Here is a 21,751-nt window from a genome sequence, read left to right as displayed (position 1 = left end):
CCGAGGTCAGGGAAGGACGAGCAGGAGACAACGATGACGCTCTCTCCTTACGCACCGATCATCGGGCTGTTCGCCCTCGCCGCGGGGTTCGCGCTGTTCTCCGTGGCCGCCGCCCGATTCGCCGGCCCCCGGCGTCTGAACAAGGCCAAGCTCGAGGCGTACGAGTGCGGCATCGAACCGAGCCCGCAGCCGGTCGGCGGTGGCCGGTTCCCGGTCAAGTTCTACCTGACGGCGATGCTCTTCATCGTCTTCGACATCGAGATCATCTTCCTCTACCCCTGGGCGGTCTCCTTCGACGCCCTGCCGATCTTCGGCTTCGTGGAGATGGTCCTGTTCATCGTCGCGGTCTTCGTCGCCTACGCCTACGTCTGGCGGCGCGGCGGCCTGGACTGGGACTGAGGGAGGTACGTCAGATGGGCATCGAGGAGAAGCTCCCGGCCGGCGTCCTGCTCACCTCCGTGGAGAAGCTGGTCAACTGGTCGCGGAAGTCGTCCGTCTGGGGCGCCACCTTCGGCCTGGCCTGCTGTGCCATCGAGATGATGGCCGCCGGTGGTCCGCACTACGACATGGGCCGCTGGGGCATGGAGGTCTTCCGGGCCTCGCCGCGGCAGGCGGACCTCATGATCGTGGCCGGCCGGGTGAGCCAGAAGATGGCCCCGGTGCTGCGCCAGATCTACGACCAGATGGCCGAGCCCCGCTGGGTCATCTCGATGGGCGTCTGCGCCAGCAGCGGCGGCATGTTCAACAACTACGCCATCGTGCAGGGCGTCGACCACATCGTGCCGGTCGACATGTACCTCCCGGGCTGCCCGCCCCGGCCCGAGATGCTCATCGACGCGGTCCTCAAGCTCCGCGAGAAGATCATGTACGAGCCGCTGGGCGCGAACGGCCGCAAGATGCTGGAGGCCCGCAAGGAGCGCGGTGACGTGCCCGTCGTGCCCTACGGCTCGATGCCGTCGTCGTACCGCAACGACAAGGCCCGGCGCGCCGAGTGGACGAAGGCGGTCCGCGAGGGGCGCGAGGAGCAGTTGCGGATCGAGAACTGGATGAAGGCGCAGAACCACCTCCAGTCGCAGGGGGGCCCGAAGTGACGGCACCGAACGACAAGAACAACGACGGCGGCGTGCCGGTCCCGACGACCCCGGCCGGCGCCAGCAGTACCGCCCCGGCGGAGTACCCGCCGGCCAGCCCGGCCGGGCGCGGCATGTTCGGCAACCAGGGCACCGGTGACGTCTCCGGCTTCGGCGGCCTGGTCCGCCAGCGCAAGCCGATCGAGGAGGCCGCCCGGCCGTACGGGGGCTACTTCGACGAGGTCCGCGACGCGCTGGAGGAGGCGTACCCCCAGTTCGGCGACGCGATCGAGAAGGTCGTGGTCGACCGGGGCGAGCTGACCCTGCACGTCCGCCCGGAGCGGATCGCCGAGGTCTGCCAGGTGATGCGCGACGACCTGGCGCTGCGCTTCGAGCTCTGCTCCTCGGTGTCCGGCGTGGACTACCTGGGCGCGGACGGGCGCCGGCTGCACGTGGTCTACCACCTCACCTCGATGACCTACCGGCGCCAGGTCCGGCTGGAGGCCGCGGTCTCCGCCGAGGACCCGCACCTGCCGAGCGTCACCGCCGTCTACCCGACCGCCGACTGGCAGGAGCGGGAGACGTACGACATGTTCGGCATCGTCTTCGACGGCCACCCCAACCTGACCCGGATCCTCATGCCGGACGACTGGGAGGGGCACCCGCAGCGCAAGGACTACCCCCTCGGCGGTGTGCCCGTCGAGTACAAGGGCGCGGAGATCCCGCCGCCGGACAAGCGGAGGTCGTACCAGTGACGACGTCGAACTACGCGACCGAGCGCGAGACCACCGAGGGCAAGGTCTTCACCGTCACCGGTGGGGACTGGGACCAGGTCGTCTCCGGCACCGACCCGATCAACGACGAGCGGATCGTCGTCAACATGGGTCCGCAGCACCCGTCCACGCACGGCGTGCTCCGGCTGATCCTGGAGCTGGAGGGCGAGACGGTCCGCGAGGCCCGTTCGGTCGTCGGCTACCTGCACACCGGCATCGAGAAGAACCTCGAATACCGGAACTGGGTCCAGGGCTCGACCTTCGTGACCCGGATGGACTACCTCTCCCCGCTGTTCAACGAGACGGCGTACGCGCTCGCGGTGGAGAAGCTGCTCGGCATCACCGACGACATCACCGAGCGGGCCACCACCATCCGGGTGCTGATGATGGAGCTCAACCGGATCTCCTCGCACCTGGTCTGGCTGGCCACCACCGGCATGGAGCTGGGCGCGATCAACATGATGTTGTACGGCTTCCGCGAGCGGGAGTACATCCTCGACATCTTCGAGACCATCACCGGCCTGCGCATGAACCACGCGTACGTGCGGCCGGGCGGCGTCGCGCAGGACGTTCCGGACGAGGCGATCGTCAAGATCCGCGACTTCCTCAAGCTGATGCCGAAGAAGCTCAAGGAGTACGAGAACCTCCTCTCCGGCCAGCCGATCTGGATCGAGCGGACGAAGAACGTGGCGGTCCTCGACGTGACCGCCTGCCTCGCGCTCGGGGTGACCGGTCCGGTGCTGCGCTCCGCCGGCCTCGCCTGGGACCTGCGCAAGACCATGCCGTACTGCGGCTACGAGACGTATGAGTTCGACGTGCCGACGCACACCGACGGCGACGTCTGGGGCCGCTACCTGGTCCGGCTCGCCGAGATCCGGGAGTCGCTGAAGCTGGTCGAGCAGGCCCTCGACCGGCTCAAGCCGGGCCCGGTGATGGTTGCCGACCGCAAGATCGCCTGGCCGGCGCAGCTCGCCATCGGCGTCGACGGCATGGGCAACTCGCTTGAGCACGTCGCCAAGATCATGGGTCAGTCGATGGAGTCGCTGATCCACCACTTCAAGCTCGTCACCGAGGGCTTCCGGGTCCCCCCGGGCCAGGTGTACGTCGGCATCGAGTCGCCCCGCGGCGAACTGGGCGTGCACGCGGTCTCGGACGGCGGCACCCGGCCCTACCGGGTGCACTACCGGGAGCCGAGCTTCGTCAACCTCCAGGCCCTCCCGGCGATGGCCGAGGGCGGCCTGATCGCCGACGTGATCGCCGGTGGCGCCTCGCTGGACCCCGTGATGGGTGGTTGTGACCGATGACTGTGTTTACCGAAGAGACCCGGGAGCGGGCGCGGGAGATCATCGCCCGGTACCCGGCGGACCGGTCCCGCTCGGCCCTGCTGCCGCTGCTGCACCTGGTCCAGTCCGAGGAGGGGTACGTCTCCCCGGCCGGGGTCGAGTTCTGCGCCGAGGTGCTCGGCCTGAACAAGGCCCAGGTCGGCGCGGTCGCCACCTTCTACACCATGTACAAGCGCAAGCCGACCGGTGACTACCTGGTCAGCGTCTGCACCAACACCATGTGCAACGTGCTCGGCGGCCAGGAGGTCTACGACACCCTCGCCGAGCACCTGGGCGTGGGGCACGACGAGACCACCGCGGACGGGAAGATCACCCTGGAGCACGCCGAGTGCCTGGCGGCGTGCGACTACGGCCCGGTCATGACGGTCAACTACGACTTCTTCGACAACGTCGACCCGCAGGGCGCGCTCGGCGTGGTGGAGGAGCTGCGAGCCGGCGGCCGGCCGATGCCGACCCGGGGCGCCCGGCTCTGCACCCTCAAGGAGATGGCCGTCCAGCTCGCCGGTTTCGCCGACGAGCGGGACGGCGCGGTGGCCGACGGCGGGCCGGGCGAGGCGACGCTGCGTGGCCTGCGCCTGGCCGAGCAGCACGGCATCTCGGTGCCGGGCTTCGACCCGAACACCCCGATCCGCAGCAAGGCCGAGGCCGACAAGGCCGCCGCCGAGGCGAAGGCCCGGGCCGAGGCCGCGAAGCCGGCCCCGGCGGCCGAGCCGGCGAAGCCGGCCGCGGCCACCGGCAGCACCGCTCCGGACGTCAAGGCGCCGGACGACAAGTCGCCGCAGGTGCGTACCGCCGAGACCCGGCAGCCGGACGCGCGCACCGCCGTGCCGGACGCCCCGGGCACCAAGGTCCCGACGGACGGCGCGCCGCCGGCGCCGCGCGACGCGCAGGCGGCGGAGGCCGCCGGCGCGGCGGCGAACCCGCCGGCCGGTGACGGCAAGCCCGCCGGCGACGAGGCCGGGGCGCAGCAGCGCAACCTCAAGGAAGCGGAGGCCGGGGCGGGCGCCAACGGCGCGGGCCCGGCGGTCGCGAGCGAAACGGGGGTCCAGAAGTGACCGCTCCTCGGCCGGAGACGCTGGCCAAGCTGACGCCGGTGCTCACCAAGCGCTGGCTGTCGCCGGACGCCTGGCGGATCGGCACCTACGAGAAGCTGGACGGCTACGCCGCCCTGCGCAAGGCGCTCAAGGCGCACCCGGACGACCTGATCCAGCTCATCAAGGACTCGGGGCTGCGCGGCCGCGGCGGCGCGGGCTTCCCGACCGGTCTCAAGTGGGGGTTCATCCCGCAGGGCGACGGCAAGCCGCACTACCTCGTGGTGAACGCCGACGAGGGCGAGCCGGGCACCTGCAAGGACCTGCCGCTCATGACCCACGACCCGCACTCGCTGGTCGAGGGCGTCATCATCGCCTCGTACGCGATCCGGGCCAACCGGGCGTACATCTACATCCGGGGCGAGGCCGTGCACGCAGCCCGCCGGCTGCGCAACGCCGTGCAGGAGGCGTACGCCAAGGGCTACCTCGGCCGGAACATCCAGGGCAGCGGCTTCGACCTGGACCTGGTGGTGCACTCCGGTGCCGGGGCGTACATCTGCGGTGAGGAGACCGCGCTGCTGGACTCGCTGGAGGGCTTCCGGGGCCAGCCCCGGCTGCGCCCGCCGTTCCCGGCAACCCACGGCCTGTACGCCAGCCCGACCGTGGTGAACAACGTCGGCACCATCGCCAGCGTGCCGTACATCGTGCTGGGCGGCGCCGACTGGTGGAAGACCATGGGCACGGAGAAGTCGTCCGGCCCGATGATCTACTCGCTCTCCGGCCGGATCGCCAACCCGGGCCAGTTCGAGTGCTCGATGGGCATCACCCTGCGCGAGCTGATCGAGATGGCCGGCGGCATGCAGCCCGGGCACAACCTGAAGTTCTGGACCCCGGGCGGCTCGTCGACGCCGCTGCTCACCGCCGAGCACCTGGACGTGCCGCTGGACTTCGAGGGGGTGGCGGCGGCCGGCTCGATCCTGGGCACCACGGCCACGCAGATCTTCTCCGACCAGGACTGCCCGGTGTACGCGACCTACCGGTGGCTGGAGTTCTACCACCACGAGTCGTGCGGCAAGTGCACCCCGTGCCGTGAGGGCAACTACTGGATGGTCCGGGTCTACCGGCGGATCCTCTCCGGTCAGGGCACCCACGAGGACCTGGACACCCTGCTCGACACCTGCGACAACATCCTCGGCCGCTCGTTCTGCGGCCTGGGTGACGGTGCGACCAGCTCGGTGACCTCGTCGCTGAAGTACTTCAAGCAGGACTACCTCGACTACATCGAGGGACGTACCGCGCCGAAGCTCTCCGAGAAGCAGCTGGTGGGAGCCCACTGATGACCGACGTAGCCAAGCAGACCGAGACCGTCACCCTGACCATCGACGGCGTCCAGGTCACCGCCCCCAAGGGGGCGCTGCTGATCCGGGTCGCCGAGCAGATGGGCACCGAGATCCCGCGGTTCTGCGACCACCCGCTGCTGGCCCCGGCCGGCGCCTGCCGGCAGTGCCTGGTGGAGGTGGAGGGCCAGCGCAAGCCGGTCGCCTCCTGCACCCAGACCGTGGCCGACGGCATGGTGGTGCGGACCCAGCTCAGCTCCCCGGTCGCCAAGAAGGCCCAGGAGGGGGTGATGGAGCTGCTGCTCCTCAACCACCCCCTGGACTGCCCGATGTGCGACAAGGGCGGCGAGTGCCCGCTGCAGAACCAGGCCATGTCCACGGGCCGCACCGACTCCCGGTTCCACGAGCACAAGCGGGAGTACCCGAAGCCGCTGCCGATCAGCACCCAGGTGCTGCTCGACCGCGAGCGGTGCGTGCTCTGCCAGCGCTGCACCCGGTTCTCCGAGGAGATCGCCGGCGACAAGTTCATCGACCTGATGGGCCGGTCGTCCGCCGAGGAGATCAACATCTACCGGGACGACGCGTACGGCGAGGAGGGCGACGCGGGGGACGTCCCGTTCAACTCCTACTTCTCCGGCAACACCGTGCAGATCTGCCCGGTGGGCGCGCTGACCGGCACGCAGTACCGGTTCCGGGCCCGCCCGTTCGACCTGGTCTCCACGCCCAGCGCCTGCGAGCACTGCGCGGCCGGCTGCGCCCAGCGCACCGACTGGCGGCGGGGCAAGGTACTGCGCCGGCTGGCCGGCGACGACCCGGCGGTGAACGAGGAGTGGAACTGCGACAAGGGTCGCTGGGGCTTCCAGTACACCCGCGCGTTCGACCGGCTCACCACCCCGCTGGTGCGGGACGGGAAGACCGGTGAGCTGCGCGAGGCGTCCTGGAGCGAGGCGCTGACCCGCGCCGCCGAGGGGCTGCGCGCCGCCCGGGACGGCGGGCAGGGCACGGCGGTGCTCACCGGCGGCCGGCTCACCGTCGAGGACGCCTACGCGTACGCGAAGTTCGCCCGGGTCGCGCTGCACACCAACGACATCGACTTCCGGGCCCGCCCGGTCTCCCGCGAGGAGGCCGACTTCCTGGCCAGCAGCGTCGCCGGGGTCACCGACGTGACCTACGCCGACGTGGAGAACGCGCCCGCCGTGGTGCTGGTCGGTCTGGAGCCGGAGGAGGAGTGCCCCATCCTCTTCCTGCGGCTGCGCAAGGCGTACCTGAAGAAGAAGCTCACCGTGTACGCGCTCGCGCCGTTCGCGACCCGCGGCCTGGAGAAGCTCGGGGCCAAGCTGGCCCGGGTGGTGCCGGGCGAGGAGGCCAGCGTGCTGGCCGAGCACGCCACGGTGGCCGAGGCGCTGAGCCAGCCGGGCGCCGTCCTGATCGTCGGCGAGCGGCTGGGCGCGGTGCCCGGCGGCCTCTCCGCCGCGGCGGACGTGGCCCGGCGTACCGGGGCCAAGCTGGCCTGGGTGCCGCGGCGCGCGGGTGACCGCGGCGCGGTCGACGCGGGCTGCCTGCCCAACCTGCTCCCCGGTGGCCGCGTGGTCACCGAGCCGGCCGCCCGCGCCGAGCTGGGCGAGGCGTGGGACATCCCGGCCGGGGTGATCCCGAGCCAGGCCGGCCGGGACACCGACGGCATCCTCACGGCCACGGCCAACGGTCAGGTCGGCGCCCTCGTGGTGGCCGGCGTCGACCCGGCCGACCTGGCCGACCCGCGCCTGGCCGAGCAGGCCCTCGACGCGGTGCCGTTCCTGGTCAGCCTGGAACTGCGGATGAGCGCGGTGGCCCGTCGGGCCGACGTGGTCTTCCCGGTCGCCCCGGTGGTCGAGAAGGCCGGCAGCTTCCTGGACTGGGAGGGCCGGCTGCGCACCTTCGAGAAGGTGCTGGACACCGGCGCGATGACCGACGGCCGGGTGCTCGACGCCATCGCCGCGCAGCTCGACGTGCGGCTCGGCACCGGCGACGTGCAGAGCGTCCGCCGGGAGCTGGGCGCGCTGCCGCCGACCCGGGTGGACCGGCCGTCCGCCCCGTCGGTTGAGCCGGCCGCCGTGCCGCAGCCCGAGGCCGGCGAGGCCGTGCTGGCCACCTGGCACCAGCTCCTCGACCTGGGCAGCCTCACCGACGGCGACGAGCACCTCGCCGGCACCGCCCGCCCGCCGGTGGTCCGGCTGGGCAAGGGCACCGCCGAGGCGCTCGGTGTCGCGGACGGCGACCCGGTGACCGTCGGCACCGACCGCGGTGCGGTCACCCTGCCGGCGGCGATCACCGAGATGCCGGACGGCGTCGTCTGGCTGCCGACCAACTCACCCGGCTCGACCGTCCGGCGCAGCCTCGGCGCGACGTCCGGCGAGGTCGTGAAGGTCTCCGCCGCGGCCATCGCCGCGGACGTGGCCGCCCGTCCGGGTCCGCTCCTCAACACCGGGAGTGTCCAGTGAGCGCGAGGAGTGAACGAGCGGAGCGAGTGAGCCCCGCAGTCGCGAACGAAAGGCGGGCGCAGTGAACCTCTACCTCGCGGCGCAGGACCCGACGCTGGCGGACTTCGGCAAGGACCCGTGGTGGCTGGTCCTCATCAAGATCGTCTTCGCGTTCGCCTTCGGCCTGCTGGCCACGCTGCTCGGCGTCTGGTTCGAGCGCCGGGTGGTCGGCCGCATGGCGGTGCGGCCCGGCCCGAACCAGGTCGGCCCGTTCGGCCTGCTGCAGACCCTGGCCGACGGCCTGAAGATGGCCTTCAAGGAGGACATCCTCCCGCGGACGGCCGACAAGGTGGTCTTCTTCTTCGCGCCGACCATCTCGGTGATCTGCGCGGTCACCTCGCTGTCGGTGGTGCCGTTCGGCCCGATGGTGAGCATCTTCGGCCACCACACGCCGCTGCAGGTCACCGACGTGTCGGTGGCGGTGCTGGTGATCCTCGCCTGCTCCTCGATGGGCATCTACGGCATCGTGCTCGGCGGCTGGGCCTCCGGCTCGACGTACCCGCTGCTCGGCGGTCTCCGCTCCAGCGCCCAGATGATCTCGTACGAGGTCGCCATGGGGCTGAGCATCGTGGCGGTGTTCATGACCGCCGGCACGATGTCGACCAGCGGGATCGTCGCCGCGCAGGGGGACGCCACCCAGCTCACCATCGCCGGCCAGCAGATCCCGGCCCCCGGCTGGTACGCGATTCTGCTGCTGCCCAGCTTCATCATCTTCTTCATCGCCATGGTCGGTGAGACCAACCGGGCGCCGTTCGACCTGCCCGAGGCGGAGTCGGAGCTGGTCGCGGGCTTCATGACCGAGTACAGCTCGCTCAAGTTCGCGCTGTTCATGCTCTCCGAGTACGTCTCGATGGTGACCATGTCCGCGGTCACCACCACGCTCTTCCTCGGCGGCTGGCGGGCCCCCTGGCCGATCACCCTCTGGTCGGGCGCCAACTCGGGTTGGTGGCCGATGCTCTGGTTCTTCGGCAAGGTCATCATCCTGGTCTTCGTCTTCGTCTGGCTGCGGGGCACCCTGCCCCGGCTCCGCTACGACCAGTTCATGCGCTTCGGCTGGAAGGTCCTGCTGCCGATCAACCTGGTCTGGATCCTGGTGCTGAGCGGGCTCCGCTCGATCGAGGACTGGCAGACCCGGGACCGGCTGCTCGCCACCGGCATCGGTGCGGGCGTGCTGCTGCTGGCCACGCTCTTCTGGCCGAGCCGGAAGAAGGCGCCGAAGCCGGCGCTCCAGGAGCAGGTGAACAGCCGTCCACACGGCAGCTTCCCGCTGCCGCCGATGGATCTTCAGGTTCCGCCGAGCCCGCGTACCAAGCGTGTGGTCGCCGAGCGGGAGCCGGCCAACATTGTCGCCGGCTCGGACTCCAGGGAGGTGTGACGTGGGCGCGATCACCGGAACGTTCAAGGGCTTCGGGGTCACCTTCTCGCACATGTTCAAGAAGGTCGTCACCACCGACTACCCGTTCAAGCCGCCGGTCTCGGCGCCGCGCTACCACGGGCGGCACATCCTCAACCGGCACCCGGACGGGCTGGAGAAGTGCATCGGCTGCGAGCTGTGCGCGTGGGCCTGCCCGGCGGACGCGATCTACGTGGAGGGTGGCGACAACACCGAGGAGCAGCGCTTCTCCCCGGGTGAGCGGTACGCCAGCGTCTACCAGATCAACTACGCCCGGTGCATCTTCTGCGGGCTCTGCATCGAGGCCTGCCCGACCCGGTCGCTCACCATGAGCAACGAGTACGAGCTGGCCCGGGACAACCGGCAGGATCTGATCTTCACGAAGGAGCAGCTGCTCGCGCCGCTGCTGCCCGGCATGGAGCAGCCGCCGCACCCGATGCGGCTGGGCGACAGCGAGAAGGACTACTACGTCGGCGGGCTGACCAACCCGGGCACCTCGGCCGGCGCCGAGTACTCGCCGATGGGCCCGGGCCGGTACCAGGTGGAGGAGCACCCCGGCGTGACCTTCCCCGGCGCCGAGCAGGCCGCGCAGCGGGCCGAGGCGGGCAAGGGAGCAGGAGCATGACCACGCAGACGGTGCTCGCCGCGGCGGGCCAGGTGTCCGGGGGTGAGGAGGTCACCTTCTGGATCCTCGCCCCGCTGGCCCTCCTCGGGGCCATCGGCATGGTCTGGGCGCGCAACGCGGTGCACTCGGCGCTCTGGCTGGTGCTGACCATGCTCTGCCTGGGCGTGTTCTACGTGCTCCAGGCCGGGCCGTTCATCGGCATGGTGCAGATCATCGTCTACACCGGCGCGATCATGATGCTCTTCCTGTTCGTGCTCATGCTGGTCGGCCGGGACGCCTCCGACTCCCTGATCGAGACGCTGCGCGGCCAGCGGGTCGCCGCGGTGGTGCTCGGGCTCGGCTTCGCCGGCCTGATCGGCTCCGGGCTCTACCGGGCGCTGGAGGGCGTGCAGGCCGTCGGCCTGGACCGGCCGAACGCCGAGGGCAACGTGCAGGGCATCGCCCGGCTGCTCTTCACCAAGTACGTCTTCGCCTTCGAGCTGACCTCCGCGCTGCTCATCACGGCGGCGGTGGGCGCGATGGTGCTGGCGCACGTGGAGCGGCGCAAGGAGGACCGGATGGATCAGGTCGCCACCATGAAGGCCCGGTTCCGCCCCGGCAACTACCCCGGCCCGAAGCCCGGCCCGGGCGTCTTCGCCACGTCGTCCTCGGTGGCCACCCCGGCCCGCCTGCCCGACGGCCGGCTGACCGACCGCAGCATCCCGGAGATCATGCCGGTGCGCGAGCTGACGGCCGAGGAGACCTCGTTGAAGGGGACAGAGCGGTGAGCGCGAGGAGCGCAGCGAAGCGGAGCCCCGCAGTCGCGAACGAAAGGCTGGCTCAGCGATGACCCCGGACTACTACCTGATCCTCGCGGCGGTGCTGTTCACCATCGGCGCCGTCGGCGTGCTGATCCGGCGCAACGCGATCGTGCTGTTCATGTGCGTCGAGCTGATGCTCAACGCGGCCAACCTGACGCTGGTCACGTTCAGCCGCATCAACGGCGACCTGAACGGCCAGATCATGGCGTTCTTCGTGATGGTGGTGGCCGCGGCCGAGGTCGTGGTCGGGCTCGCGATCATCATGTCGATCTTCCGGACCCGGCGCTCGGCGAGCGTCGACGACGCCAACCTGCTGAAGTACTGAGGGGCTCGCGGTGGAAGAGACTGTGGAATTCGCCCAGGCCAGCGGCCTCTTGGGCAGTGTCTGGCTGCTGGTGGCCATCCCGCTGGTGAGCGCGGCGATCCTGCTGCTGCTCGGCAAGCGGGCGGACCGCTGGGGCCACTGGTTGGGCGTGGCGGCCATCGGCGCCGCCTTCGTGCTCGGCCTGACCTACTTCTTCCAGCTCCGTGGCCTGGAGAACAAGCAGGTCGAGCAGAGCCTCTGGCAGTTCATCACGGTCGGCGACCTCAAGGTGGACTTCGGCCTGCTCTTCGACCCGCTGGCCGCGGTCTTCGTGCTGCTGATCACCGGGGTGGGTTTCCTGATCCACCTCTACGCGGTCGAGTACATGGCGCACGACGAGGGCCGGCGGCGGTTCTTCGGGTACTTCAACCTGTTCGTCGCCGCGATGCTGCTGCTGGTGCTCGGCAACAACTACGTGATGCTCTACTTCGGCTGGGAGGGCGTCGGCCTGGCGTCGTACCTGCTGATCTCCTTCTGGTACGGCCGGCCGAGCGCGGCCACCGCCGGCAAGAAGGCGTTCCTGATGAACCGGGTCGGCGACGCCGGCCTGGCCATCGGCATCTTCGTCATGTTCGCCATGCTCGGCACCACCCAGTACGACGAGGTCTTCAACGGTGTCGGCGCACTGAGCAGCACCACCGTGCTGGTGCTCGGCCTGCTGCTGCTGCTCGGCGCGGCCGGCAAGTCCGGCCAGTTCCCGCTCCAGGCCTGGCTGCCGGACGCCATGGAGGGCCCGACCCCGGTCTCCGCGCTCATCCACGCGGCGACCATGGTCACCGCGGGCGTCTACCTGATCGCCCGCTCCAACCCGATCTTCTCGGCCGACCACACCCTCCAGCTCGTGGTGGTCAGCGTCGGCGCGGTCACGCTGCTGATGGGTTGTGTCATCGGCGCGGCCAAGGACGACATCAAGCGGGTGCTGGCCTGGTCGACGGTGAGCCAGATCGGCTACATGTTCCTGGGCGTCGGCCTGGGCGGCGCGGCGTACGCGCTGGCCATCGTGCACCTGCTGGCGCACGGCTTCTTCAAGGCCAACATGTTCCTCGGCGCCGGCTCGGTCATGCACGGCATGAACGACCAGGTGGACATCCGCCGCTTCGGCAACCTGTCGAAGTACATGAAGGTCACCTGGCTGACCTTCATGGCGGGCTGGCTGGCCATCATCGGCATGTTCCCGTTCTCCGGCTTCTTCTCCAAGGAGCCGATCATCGTGGCCGCGTTCGAGCGGGAGGGCTGGACGGCCTGGCTCTTCGGCATGGCCGCGCTGCTCGGCGCCGGGCTCACCGCGTTCTACATGACCCGGCTCTTCGTGCTCACCTTCCACGGTCCGAAGCGGTGGACCGAGGACATCGAGCACCCGCACGAGTCGCCGAGGCTGATGACCATCCCGCTGATCCTGCTGGCGATCGGCTCGGTCGGGGCGGGCTTCCTGCTCGCCACGTCGGTGCCGGACTGGCTGGAGGCGACCGCCGGCCTGGGCGGCCAGGAGAAGGGCCATGAGGCCGTCCTCGCCCACTGGCTGATCACCACGCTCTCGCTGCTGGTGACCGTGCTCGGCGCCGGGCTGGCCTGGTTCCTGTTCCGCAACGGCACGGCCACCGAGCCGCAGCCGGCCGGCGTGCTGGTCACCGCCGCCCGCCGCAACCTCTACACCGACGCCGTCAACGAGGCGGTCTTCGAGAAGCCGGGCATCTTCCTCACCCGGGCGCTGGTCTTCCTCGACAACCGGGGCGTCGACGGGCTGGTCAACGGCCTCGCCGCCGCGGTGGGCGGGGGCTCGGGCCGGCTCCGGCGGCTGCAGACCGGCTTCGTGCGGTCGTACGCGACCTCGATCCTGACCGGCGCGCTGCTCGTGGTGGCGGCGTTCCTGGCGGTGCAGGCGGGGTGGCTGGCGTGATCGACCTGAACGCGGCCGCCCCCGCCGGCGGGCCACGCAGTCACGACGGAGGTAAGGCCGAATAATGTCCAACTTCCCGTTCCTCTCGGTGCTGACCGTGGCACCGCTGGTCGGCGCTCTGGTCGTGGCCCTGCTGCCGCGGCGCAGCCCCGATCTGGCCAAGCTGGTGGCGTTCGGCTGGTCGTTGCTGGTGCTGGTGCTCTCGGTGGTCATGTGGATCGCCTTCCAGGCCGACGGTGACCGGTTCCAGTTCCGCGAGTCGTACGCGTGGATCCCGAACTGGGGCGTCAACTTCACCTTCGAGGTGGACGGCATCGCCCTGGTCATGCTGATGCTGATCGCGATCCTGGTGCCGCTGGTGATCCTGGCGTCGTGGCACGACGCCGAGTCGTCCAGGCGCTCGGTGCCGGTCTACTTCGCGCTGCTGCTCGTCCTCGAGTGCACGATGATCGGCGTCTTCGCCGCCGCCGACGTCTTCCTGTTCTACGTGTTCTTCGAGGTCATGCTGGTGCCGATGTACTTCCTCATCGGCAGCTACGGCGGCCACCAGCGGCAGTACGCGGCGGTCAAGTTCTTCCTCTACTCCCTGGTCGGCGGCCTGTTCATGCTGGCCGCGGTGATCGGCCTCTGGGTGGTCGGCGGGAAGACCTTCGACTGGCAGGCGCTCAGCCAGGCCGAGTTCGCCACCGACACGGCCCGCTGGCTCTTCCTCGGCTTCTTCCTCGCGTTCGCGATCAAGGCGCCGTTCTTCCCGTTCCACACCTGGCTGCCGGACGCCGGTGGCGCGGCCCCGGCCGGCGCCGCGGCGCTGCTGGTCGGCGTGCTGGACAAGGTCGGCACCTTCGGGATCCTGCGATACTGCCTGCCGCTCTTCCCGGAGGCGTCGAAGTGGTTCGCCCCGTGGGCGCTGGCGCTCGGCGTGATCGGCATCATCTACGCCGCGCTGCTGGCGGTCGGGCAGAACGACCTCAAGCGGCTGGTGTCGTACACCTCGATCGCGCACTTCGGGTTCATCGGGGTCGGCATCTTCGCCTTCACCACCCAGGCCGGCACCGGCGCGGTGCTCTACATGCTCAACCACGGCCTGGCCACCGGCCTGCTCTTCCTCGTGGTGGGCATGCTGATCGCCCGCCGGGGCTCGGCGCTGATCAGCGACTTCGGCGGCGCGGGCAAGCTGGTGCCGGTGCTCGCCGGGGTGCTCTTCTTCGCCGGTCTCGCCTCGCTGGCGCTGCCCGGCACCGCGCCGTTCGTCTCCGAGTTCCTGGTGCTGATCGGCACGTTCACCACGAACAAGCCGGTCGCGGTGATCGCCACACTCGGCATCATCCTGGCCGCGGCCTACGTGCTGTGGATGGTGCAGCGCACCACCCAGGGCACCCTCAACCCGGCCCTGACCGAGGTCGACGGCATGCGCCGGGACCTCAGCCTGCGCGAGAAGATCGTGGTCGCCCCGCTGATCGCGCTGATCGTGCTGCTCGGCTTCTATCCCAAGCCGGTCACCGATGTCATCAACCCCGCCGTGAAGGCGACCATGCAGGACGTGGGTCGGACCGATCCCGCCCCGGAGGTCGGCAGCGTCCAGGAGGCCGCAAAATGACCGAGCTGAAGTTGCCCTCGATCGACTACGGGGCGCTCGCTCCCATCCTGATCATGCTGGGCGCCGCCCTGGTCGGCGTCCTGGTCGAGGCGTTCGTGCCGCGCCGCCTGCGCAACGCGGTGCAGCTCGCGCTCGCCCTGCTGGCGGTGCTCGGCGCGCTGGTCATGGTGATCCTGAACGCCGACGACCGGCTGATCACCGCCGGCCAGGCCATCTCCGTGGACGGGCCGACGCTCTTCCTCCAGGGCGCCATCCTGATCCTGGCCGCCATGGCGCTGCTGCTGGTCGGCGAGCGCACGGTGGAGCGCGGCGGTGCCTTCGTGGCCCACGCCGCGGTCACCGCCGAGTCGGCCGACGACCGGCGGCAGGCCGACGGGATGGGTGGCACCACCGAGGTGTACCCGCTGGTCACCTTCGCGATCGGCGGCATGCTGATCTTCGTGGCGGCGAACGACCTGCTGACCATGTTCATCGCGCTCGAGGTGTTCTCGCTGCCGCTCTACCTGCTCTGCGCGCTGGCCCGTCGCCGGCGGCTGCTGAGCCAGGAGGCCGCGCTGAAGTACTTCATGCTCGGCGCGTACGCCTCGGCGTTCTTCCTCTTCGGCGTGGCCCTGATCTACGGCTTCACCGCCGGGATCCCGGGCCGCGGGGCCGGCGTCGACTTCGCCACCGTGCACGCCGCGGTGGCCGAGTCCTCGTCCAGCCCCGTGCTGCTCTTCGCCGGCATGGCGCTGCTCGCCATCGGCCTGCTCTTCAAGGCGGCCGCCGCCCCGTTCCACGTCTGGACCCCGGACGTCTACCAGGGCGCGCCGACCCCGGTGACCGGCTTCATGGCCGCCTGCACCAAGGTCGCCGCGTTCGGTGCCCTGCTGCGGGTCTTCCACGTCGCCTTCGCCGGTGCCTCCTGGGACTTCACCCCGGTGCTCGGCGCGGTGGCGGTGCTGACCATGCTGGTCGGCGCGGTGCTGGCGGTCACCCAGACGGACATCAAGCGGCTGCTGGCGTACTCGTCGATCGCGAACGCCGGCTACCTGCTGGTGGGCGTGCTGGCGCCCAGCAAGGAGGGGCTCTCCGGCACGATGTTCTACCTGGTCGCGTACGGCTTCTCGGTGCTCGCCGCGTTCGCCGTGGTGACCCTGGTCCGGGACGCCGACGGGGAAGCCACCCACCTGTCCCGCTGGGCCGGGCTGGGCCGCCGGTCGCCGTTCTTCGCGGCGATCTTCACGTTCATCCTGCTGGCCTTCGCCGGTATCCCGCTCACCAGTGGGTTCACCAGCAAGTTCGCCGTCTTCGCCCCGGCGCTGGACGCGAACCAGGCCTGGCTGGTGATCGCCGGCGTGCTGACCAGCATGGTGCTGGCGTTCCCCTACCTGCGGGTCGTGGTGATGATGTGGCTCTCCGAGCCCGGCGAGGCCACCCCGACGGTCACCGTGCCGGGGGCGCTCACCTCGGCCGCCCTGGTCATCGGCGTGCTCGCCACGCTGGTCCTCGGGGTCGCCCCGGCGCCCCTGCTCGACCTGGCCAACGGTGCCGCCGAATTCGTGCGATGACCCAGGTTCCCCCCGGGGGCCGGTACGCCGTGGCGTGCCGGCCCCCGGTCCGTATCCCCCTCGCCGGGCAGGTCGAACGGGTGTGGCATGGTTGATGGCGTGGTGATTCCGGCTGGCGAGCGTTCAGGTGCCACCGGCCCGGGCGGTCGTCCGGGCGCGGAGGGCACGGGTCAGTTCGGCGCGCTCGGCCTGCACCTCGCCGATCCGCGCGTCGAGGCGTCCGTGCTGGGTCTCCTGGAGCGGGTCGAGACCGACCTGCGGGCCAGTGTGGCCAGCGCCGACCCGCTCGTCACCGAGGCGGCCCGGCACCTGGTCGAGGCCGGCGGCAAGCGATTCCGCCCGCTGCTGGTGGCGCTGGGCGCCCAGTTCGGCGACCCGGACAGCGCGGACGTCGTGTCCGCCGCCGTGGTGATGGAGCTCACCCACCTGGCGACGCTCTACCACGACGACGTCATGGACGAGGCGGCCGTGCGCCGGGGCGCCCCGAGCGCCAACTCCCGCTGGACCAACTCGGTGGCCATCCTGGTCGGCGACTACCTCTTCGCCCGGGCCGCGGACATCTCGGCCGAGCTGGGTCCGGAGGCCGTACGCCTGCAGGCGCGCACCTTCGCCCGGCTGGTGCACGGGCAGATCGCCGAGACGGTCGGGCCGCGCGGCACCGACCCGGTCGCGCACTACCTGCACGTCATCGCCGAGAAGACCGGCTCGCTGATCGCCACCTCGGCCCGTTTCGGCGGCATGTTCGGTGGGGCGTCCGCCGAGCACGTCGAGGCCCTGGCCGGCTACGGCGAGATCATCGGGGTGGCCTTCCAGCTCTCCGACGACCTGCTGGACATCGCCAGCGAGTCGATGCAGTCGGGCAAGACGCCCGGCACCGACCTGCGCGAGGGCGTGCCGACCCTGCCGGTGCTCTACGCGCTCGCCTCCGACGACTTCGACGCGGCCAGCGTCCGGCTCCGGGAGATCCTGGCCACCGGCCCCCTGGTCGACGACGCGCTGCACGCCGAGGCCCTCGGCCTGCTCCGCGAGTCCCCGGCCCTCAAGCGCGCCCGGGAGACGGTCCGCAGCTACGCCGAGGACGCCCGCTCCCGGCTCGCCCCGCTGCCCGAGGGCCCGGCCCGCCGCGCCCTCGAGTCCCTCTGCGACTACATCGCCGACCGCACCAGCTGACCTCCCACCCCCACGCACCCTCCGGCCCGTCCGGCCGGCCGGTTGATCATGAGGTTGGCAGCGATGTCGATCTCGTGGACTGCCGCCAACCTCATGATCGACGCGCTGAGGGGTGGGCGCGTCAGGCTCGGGACAGCAGGCGGCTGCCGGTGAGCATGAACGCGGCGGCGAGGAGCATGGCGGCCGCCGCGGTGCCCCACATCGCCGGGTAGCCGGCCACGTCGGCGATCGTGCCGAGGCCGAGCGGGCCGAGGCAGCCGCCCGCGTACACCCCGGTCTGGGTGATCGAGGTGGCGGCGGCCGGGGCCTGCGGGTGGAGCCGGACCACCGCGAAGTTCATCAGCCCGGGCCAGGCCCAGCCGAGGCCGAAGCCGAGCACCACGCCGGCGACCAGCGGCACCGGGCCGGCCACCGCGAGCAGGACCAGCCCCACCGCGCCCACCACCAGCATCCCGGCGATCAGCGCGACGTGGCCGGTCTCCCGGCGGTCGGCCAGCCAGCCGGCGCCCACCCGGGCCGCCACGCAGACCGCGCTGCCCAGGGTGAGGGTCAGCCCGGCCAGCGCTGGGGACAGCCCCCGGTCGGCCGCCGAGTCGACCACGAAGGTGCCCAGCGTGTTCGCCGCGGCGGCCGCCAGGGTCGCCGCCACGCCGACGACCACCAGCGCCGTCGTGGCCCGGCCCGCCCGGCTGTCCGCGGCGCGCCGGACCCGGTCCCGCTCCGCCGGGGGTACGGCCGGCAGCGCGGCCAGCGCCGCGAGGGCGGCCACCACGAACGCCCAGCGCCAGCCGGCGGTCAGCGCGACGGTCGGCACCGCCGCGCCGGCCAGCAGGGTGGAGACCGGGATGGCGGCCTGCTTCACCCCGAAGGAGAGCCCCTGCCGGTGGGCGGGCACGTGCCGGGCCAGCGCGGCGTTGCTGGCGAGCTGGCCGAGGGCGTTGGCGGCGGCGCTGAGCGCGAGCAGCACCACCAGCACCGGGTACGACCGGGCCAGCCCCGCCACGGCCAGCAGCGAGCCGGCGGAGAGCAGGATGCCGGCACGGGCCACCACGGCCGGCCCGTACCGCTCGACCAGGGCGCCGGAAGGCACCGAGGCGAGGGCGCTGACGCCGAAGTAGACCGAGACGGCCAGGCCGAGCCCGGCGGGGGTGAAGTGGAGGTCGTCGCCCATCTGCACGGCGAGACCGCCGACCAGGAAGACGGGCAGGACGCAGGCGATCGTGGTGGCGATCGCGCCCGCGTTGATCCGGACGGTACGCCGGGACGCGGGCGGAGCGGGGTGCAGCACGGTTTCGGTCATGGTCCGGCAAACCTACGCCGGTCACGTTTCGGCAGCTGATCGTGTCTGTCGGGGCACTGTCTGTGCCCGGTGATCTGGCATCCTCGATCCGAACAGGCATTTCGCACTCGGCCTGTTTTTCATATGGTGTAAGTCCCCGGCGGCGGAGGTGGTTGTGCGTGACCCCTTGGCGGAACCTTCGGACCTGATCCGAAGTGTCTCCCGCGCGCTACGAGTGCTCGAGTCGGTCGGCCGTGCGCCGAAGGGGCTCACCGTCAAGCAGATCGCCCGCCGCTGCGAGCTGACCGTCGCCACCACCTACCACCTGGTGCGCACGCTGGCCTACGAGGGCTACGTGATCCGCCGGGAGGACGGCACGTACATCGTCGGGCTGGAGGTCGCCGACCGCTACCGCGAGCTGGTCACCGCGTTCCGCGGGCCGCCGCCGGTCGGGGAGGCGCTGCGGCGGGCCGCGGCGGACACCGGCTGGAGCCACTACCTGGGCCGCTTCGTGGGCGGCCAGGTGGCGGTCACGGCGGTCGCCGAGGGGCCGCGGTCGCCCTACCTGGAGGATCTGGTGCCGGGCTTCGACGAGGGGGCGCACGCCACCGCGCTCGGCAAGAGCCTGCTCGCCACCCTCACGGCCGAGCAGCGCTTCCGCTACCTGCGGGAATACGGCATGCGCCCGTTCACCGGCGCGACCCTCACCACCGTCGAGGCGTTCGAGGCCGACCTGGCCGCCGGCGACCGGCGCGGCATGCAGTTGGAGCTGGGGCAGTTCCGGCAGGGGGTGGCGTGCGCGGCGGTGCTGGTCACCCCCGACAAGGACATCGAGCGCCGGGTGGTGCTGGCCTGCGCGCTGCCGGCCAGCGAGATGATGACCTCGGCCCGGGTGGTCCGGGCCAAGCTGCTCACCGTCGCCCGCGCGGTCGCCGACGGCATCGCCGCGGAGATCTGACCCGGACGGCCGAAGGGCCCCTTCCCGGCGGGGGAAGAGGCCCTTCGCGGGCAGGTCCAGCGCCGGACCGCCCGGGGGTGGGGTCAGCTGCCGACCGGGCCGCCGTCGAGGCGCCAGGTGACGACCACGCCGGGCTTGGCGAAGTCACCCTCCGGCCAGGTGGAGGCCGGGTTCTCCACCGACGCGCCGGTGATCTCGCCCGGGTGCTGCACGGCCACGAAGACCGAGCGGTTGTCCTTCGTGATGAACGGGCCGCAGGTCTCCGCGCCGAGCGGCACGGTGAGGAACTGCTTCAGGTGGCCCCGCTCCGGGCCCTCGACGGCGGTGGCGAAGAGGCCGTCGTTGCTGCCCAGCGCGTTGCCGTCGGTCGAGATCCAGAGGTTGCCGGTGGCGTCGAACGCGACGTTGTCCGGGCAGGAGATCGGGGAGACCTTGGTCTTGTCGTACCCGGCGAAGTGGGTGGACGGGTCGGTCGGGTCGCCGCAGACGATCGGCAGCGACCAGGCGAAGGTCTCGGCGGTGTTGTCGCCGCGGTCCTCGACCAGCTCCAGGATCTGCCCGTGCTTGTTGAGGTTGCGCGGGTTCGCCTCGTCGGCCGCCGCCTTGCCGGCCTTGCCCCGGTCGGTGTTGTTGGTGAGCGCCACGTAGACCTTGCCGGTGAGCTGGCTCGGCTCGACGTCCTCCGGACGGTCCATCTTGGTCGCACCGACCTTGTCCCCGGCGAGGCGGGTGAAGGTCAGCACGTCGGCCGCGGTCATCCCGTCGACGTACGAGCGGTTGCCGCTGACCAGCTTGATCCAGCGGCCCCGGCCGTCGAACGCCCCGTCGGAGGGGAGCTTGCCGGTGCCGTCGATCTCGGCGGCGCTGTTCCCCTCCAGGGCGGCCACGTAGAGCGTGCCCGACTCCAGCAGGGTCAGGTTGTGCTTGCGGGCCACCCAGGAGTTGCCCGGCATGAACTTCTTGTCCGAGACGAACTTGTAGAGGTAGTCGAAGCGCTCGTCGTCGCCCATGTACGCGACCACGCGCCCGTCCTTCGCGACGATCACGTTCGCGCCCTCGTGCTTCACCCGGCCGAGCGCGGTGTGCTTGCGCGGGCGGCTCTCCGGGTCGAACGGGTCGATCTCGACGACCCAGCCGTAGCGGTGCGCCTCGTTCGGGTGCTTCGCCAGGTCGAAGCGCTCGTCGGCGCGCTCCCACTTGCGGCTGCCGCTCGGGTAGCGCACGTCGGTCGGGATGCCGTAGCGGGCCAGCTTCGGCTTCAGCTCCTCGGGCGCGCCGTCGCCGCCGACGAAGTACTGGTTGAAGTTCTCCTCGCCGGAGAGCACCGTGCCCCACGGGGTGACCCCGCCGGCGCAGTTGTTCAGCGTGCCGACCACCGTACGACCCTTCGGGTCGGCGGCGGTGCGCAGCCAGGCCGAGCCGGCGGCCGGGCCGGTCAGCTCGAACTTGCTGGCCAGCGCGGTGACCCGCCGGTTGTACTGCCGCCGGCCGCTGCGCACCGGCCGCCACTGCCCGGTGGCATCGACCCGCTCCAGCTCGACCACGGACATGCCGTGCGCGGCCATCGCCACCCGCAACTGCTCCACCGAGAGCGCGTCCTGGCTGGTGAAGCCGGGGAACATCAGGTCCTCGTTGGTGTACTCGTGGTTGACCACCAGCAGCGCGCGCTTGCGGTCGATCGGCAGCACCCCGACGAAGTCGTTGTTGTAGCCGAACTGCTCCGCCTGGGCGGCGGCGGTCTGCGCGTGCACGTCGAACGCGGGCGCGCCCGGCACCACCGGGTCACCCCACTTGATCACCACGGCGTGGTCGTACCCGTTCGGCACGACCAGGTTGTCGAGCTTGTTCGGCGGGATCGGCTTGAAGGTCAGCGCGCCGCTGCCCACGCCGCCGGCCGGCGCGGCGGCCTCGCCCGCGCCGGGGACGGCCGGAGCGGCGGGAGCGGCGGCGACCCCGGACCCGTCGATCTCGAAGTCGGCGAAGGTGCAGTACGCCAGGTGACGGTCCCGGTCCGCGCCGTGCAGGGCGGCAGTGTAGAAGGCCAG

General features: G+C 71.2%; 18 protein-coding genes. 16 read left to right on the top strand and 2 right to left on the bottom strand.

Translation table 11 applies throughout. The features are described from left to right. Positions 1 to 33 precede the first annotated feature (33 nt). The 15 genes from ABZV78_RS12875 (at position 34) to ABZV78_RS12805 (ending at position 17,469) form a co-directional block, all read left to right on the top strand. Positions 34 to 399, top strand: a complete 366-nt coding sequence (locus ABZV78_RS12875) for an NADH-quinone oxidoreductase subunit A (RefSeq protein ID WP_355638086.1) — start codon at positions 34 to 36, stop codon at positions 397 to 399. 14 nt (positions 400 to 413) lie between these two features. Next, a complete protein-coding gene (locus ABZV78_RS12870) occupies positions 414 to 1,091 on the top strand; it encodes an NADH-quinone oxidoreductase subunit B (RefSeq protein WP_091261240.1) in 678 nt (225 codons plus the stop codon). Beyond that, positions 1,088 to 1,825, top strand: a complete 738-nt coding sequence (locus ABZV78_RS12865) for an NADH-quinone oxidoreductase subunit C (RefSeq protein WP_355638084.1) — start codon at positions 1,088 to 1,090, stop codon at positions 1,823 to 1,825. Before ABZV78_RS12870 ends, ABZV78_RS12865 begins: the two co-directional genes overlap by 4 nt. After that, the gene (locus tag ABZV78_RS12860) at positions 1,822 to 3,147 is read left to right on the top strand and encodes an NADH-quinone oxidoreductase subunit D (protein WP_355638082.1); all 1,326 of its coding nucleotides are present in this window, start codon (positions 1,822 to 1,824) and stop codon (positions 3,145 to 3,147) included. Before ABZV78_RS12865 ends, ABZV78_RS12860 begins: the two co-directional genes overlap by 4 nt. Then, positions 3,144 to 4,241 carry an NADH-quinone oxidoreductase subunit NuoE gene (nuoE, locus tag ABZV78_RS12855; protein ID WP_355638081.1) on the top strand — a complete coding sequence of 366 codons (1,098 nt, stop codon included), beginning with the start codon at positions 3,144 to 3,146 and terminating at the stop codon, positions 4,239 to 4,241. The genes ABZV78_RS12860 and nuoE overlap by 4 nt, the downstream gene beginning before the upstream one ends. Further along, positions 4,238 to 5,554 carry an NADH-quinone oxidoreductase subunit NuoF gene (gene nuoF, locus ABZV78_RS12850; protein ID WP_355638079.1) on the top strand — a complete coding sequence of 439 codons (1,317 nt, stop codon included), beginning with the start codon at positions 4,238 to 4,240 and terminating at the stop codon, positions 5,552 to 5,554. Before nuoE ends, nuoF begins: the two co-directional genes overlap by 4 nt. Then, on the top strand, positions 5,554 to 8,034 hold the full coding sequence (locus ABZV78_RS12845; RefSeq protein WP_355638078.1) for an NADH-quinone oxidoreductase subunit G: 2,481 nt from the start codon (positions 5,554 to 5,556) through the stop codon (positions 8,032 to 8,034). The genes nuoF and ABZV78_RS12845 overlap by 1 nt, the downstream gene beginning before the upstream one ends. Positions 8,035 to 8,095: 61 nt before the next feature. Further along, on the top strand, positions 8,096 to 9,448 hold the full coding sequence (nuoH, locus tag ABZV78_RS12840; protein WP_355638076.1) for an NADH-quinone oxidoreductase subunit NuoH: 1,353 nt from the start codon (positions 8,096 to 8,098) through the stop codon (positions 9,446 to 9,448). A gap of 1 nt (position 9,449) precedes the next feature. Then, positions 9,450 to 10,091, top strand: a complete 642-nt coding sequence (gene nuoI / locus ABZV78_RS12835) for an NADH-quinone oxidoreductase subunit NuoI (RefSeq protein ID WP_355638074.1) — start codon at positions 9,450 to 9,452, stop codon at positions 10,089 to 10,091. Beyond that, positions 10,088 to 10,858: an NADH-quinone oxidoreductase subunit J gene (locus ABZV78_RS12830; RefSeq protein WP_355638072.1), complete on the top strand. Its 771-nt coding sequence runs from the start codon at positions 10,088 to 10,090 to the stop codon at positions 10,856 to 10,858. Before nuoI ends, ABZV78_RS12830 begins: the two co-directional genes overlap by 4 nt. 58 nt (positions 10,859 to 10,916) lie before the next feature. Beyond that, positions 10,917 to 11,216 (top strand): NADH-quinone oxidoreductase subunit NuoK, encoded by a 300-nt coding sequence (nuoK, locus tag ABZV78_RS12825; RefSeq protein WP_073834091.1) that lies wholly within the window; start codon positions 10,917 to 10,919, stop codon positions 11,214 to 11,216. A 10-nt stretch (positions 11,217 to 11,226) separates the two neighbouring features. Further along, complete coding sequence (gene nuoL / locus ABZV78_RS12820; RefSeq protein WP_355638070.1) at positions 11,227 to 13,152, top strand: NADH-quinone oxidoreductase subunit L; 1,926 nt, start codon at positions 11,227 to 11,229, stop codon at positions 13,150 to 13,152. Between the two features lie 64 nt (positions 13,153 to 13,216). After that, entirely contained in the window at positions 13,217 to 14,749 is a 1,533-nt protein-coding gene (locus tag ABZV78_RS12815; RefSeq protein ID WP_355638069.1) for an NADH-quinone oxidoreductase subunit M, read from the top strand. Next, on the top strand, positions 14,746 to 16,299 hold the full coding sequence (gene nuoN, locus ABZV78_RS12810) for an NADH-quinone oxidoreductase subunit NuoN (RefSeq protein WP_355638067.1): 1,554 nt from the start codon (positions 14,746 to 14,748) through the stop codon (positions 16,297 to 16,299). The genes ABZV78_RS12815 and nuoN overlap by 4 nt, the downstream gene beginning before the upstream one ends. Positions 16,300 to 16,386: 87 nt before the next feature. Next, entirely contained in the window at positions 16,387 to 17,469 is a 1,083-nt protein-coding gene (locus ABZV78_RS12805) for a polyprenyl synthetase family protein (protein ID WP_355638065.1), read from the top strand. A 121-nt stretch (positions 17,470 to 17,590) separates the two neighbouring features. Here the strand turns inward: ABZV78_RS12805 and ABZV78_RS12800 are convergent, their stop codons facing one another. After that, positions 17,591 to 18,769, bottom strand: coding sequence for an MFS transporter (locus tag ABZV78_RS12800; protein WP_355638063.1), 1,179 nt, complete (start codon positions 18,767 to 18,769; stop codon positions 17,591 to 17,593). A gap of 154 nt (positions 18,770 to 18,923) precedes the next feature. Here ABZV78_RS12800 and ABZV78_RS12795 point away from each other — a divergent pair, with 154 nt between their 5' ends. After that, entirely contained in the window at positions 18,924 to 19,706 is a 783-nt protein-coding gene (locus ABZV78_RS12795) for a helix-turn-helix domain-containing protein (protein WP_355638061.1), read from the top strand. 83 nt (positions 19,707 to 19,789) lie between these two features. Here the strand turns inward: ABZV78_RS12795 and ABZV78_RS12790 are convergent. Further along, positions 19,790 to 21,751, bottom strand: a 1,962-nt coding sequence (locus tag ABZV78_RS12790; RefSeq protein ID WP_355638059.1) for a PhoX family phosphatase, incomplete at its 5' end; no start/stop codon positions are given.

It is taken from the genome of Micromonospora sp. NPDC004540 (assembly GCF_040610095.1).
Classification (GTDB): domain Bacteria; phylum Actinomycetota; class Actinomycetes; order Mycobacteriales; family Micromonosporaceae; genus Micromonospora.
This window is presented reverse-complemented; position numbering and strand designations above follow the sequence as displayed.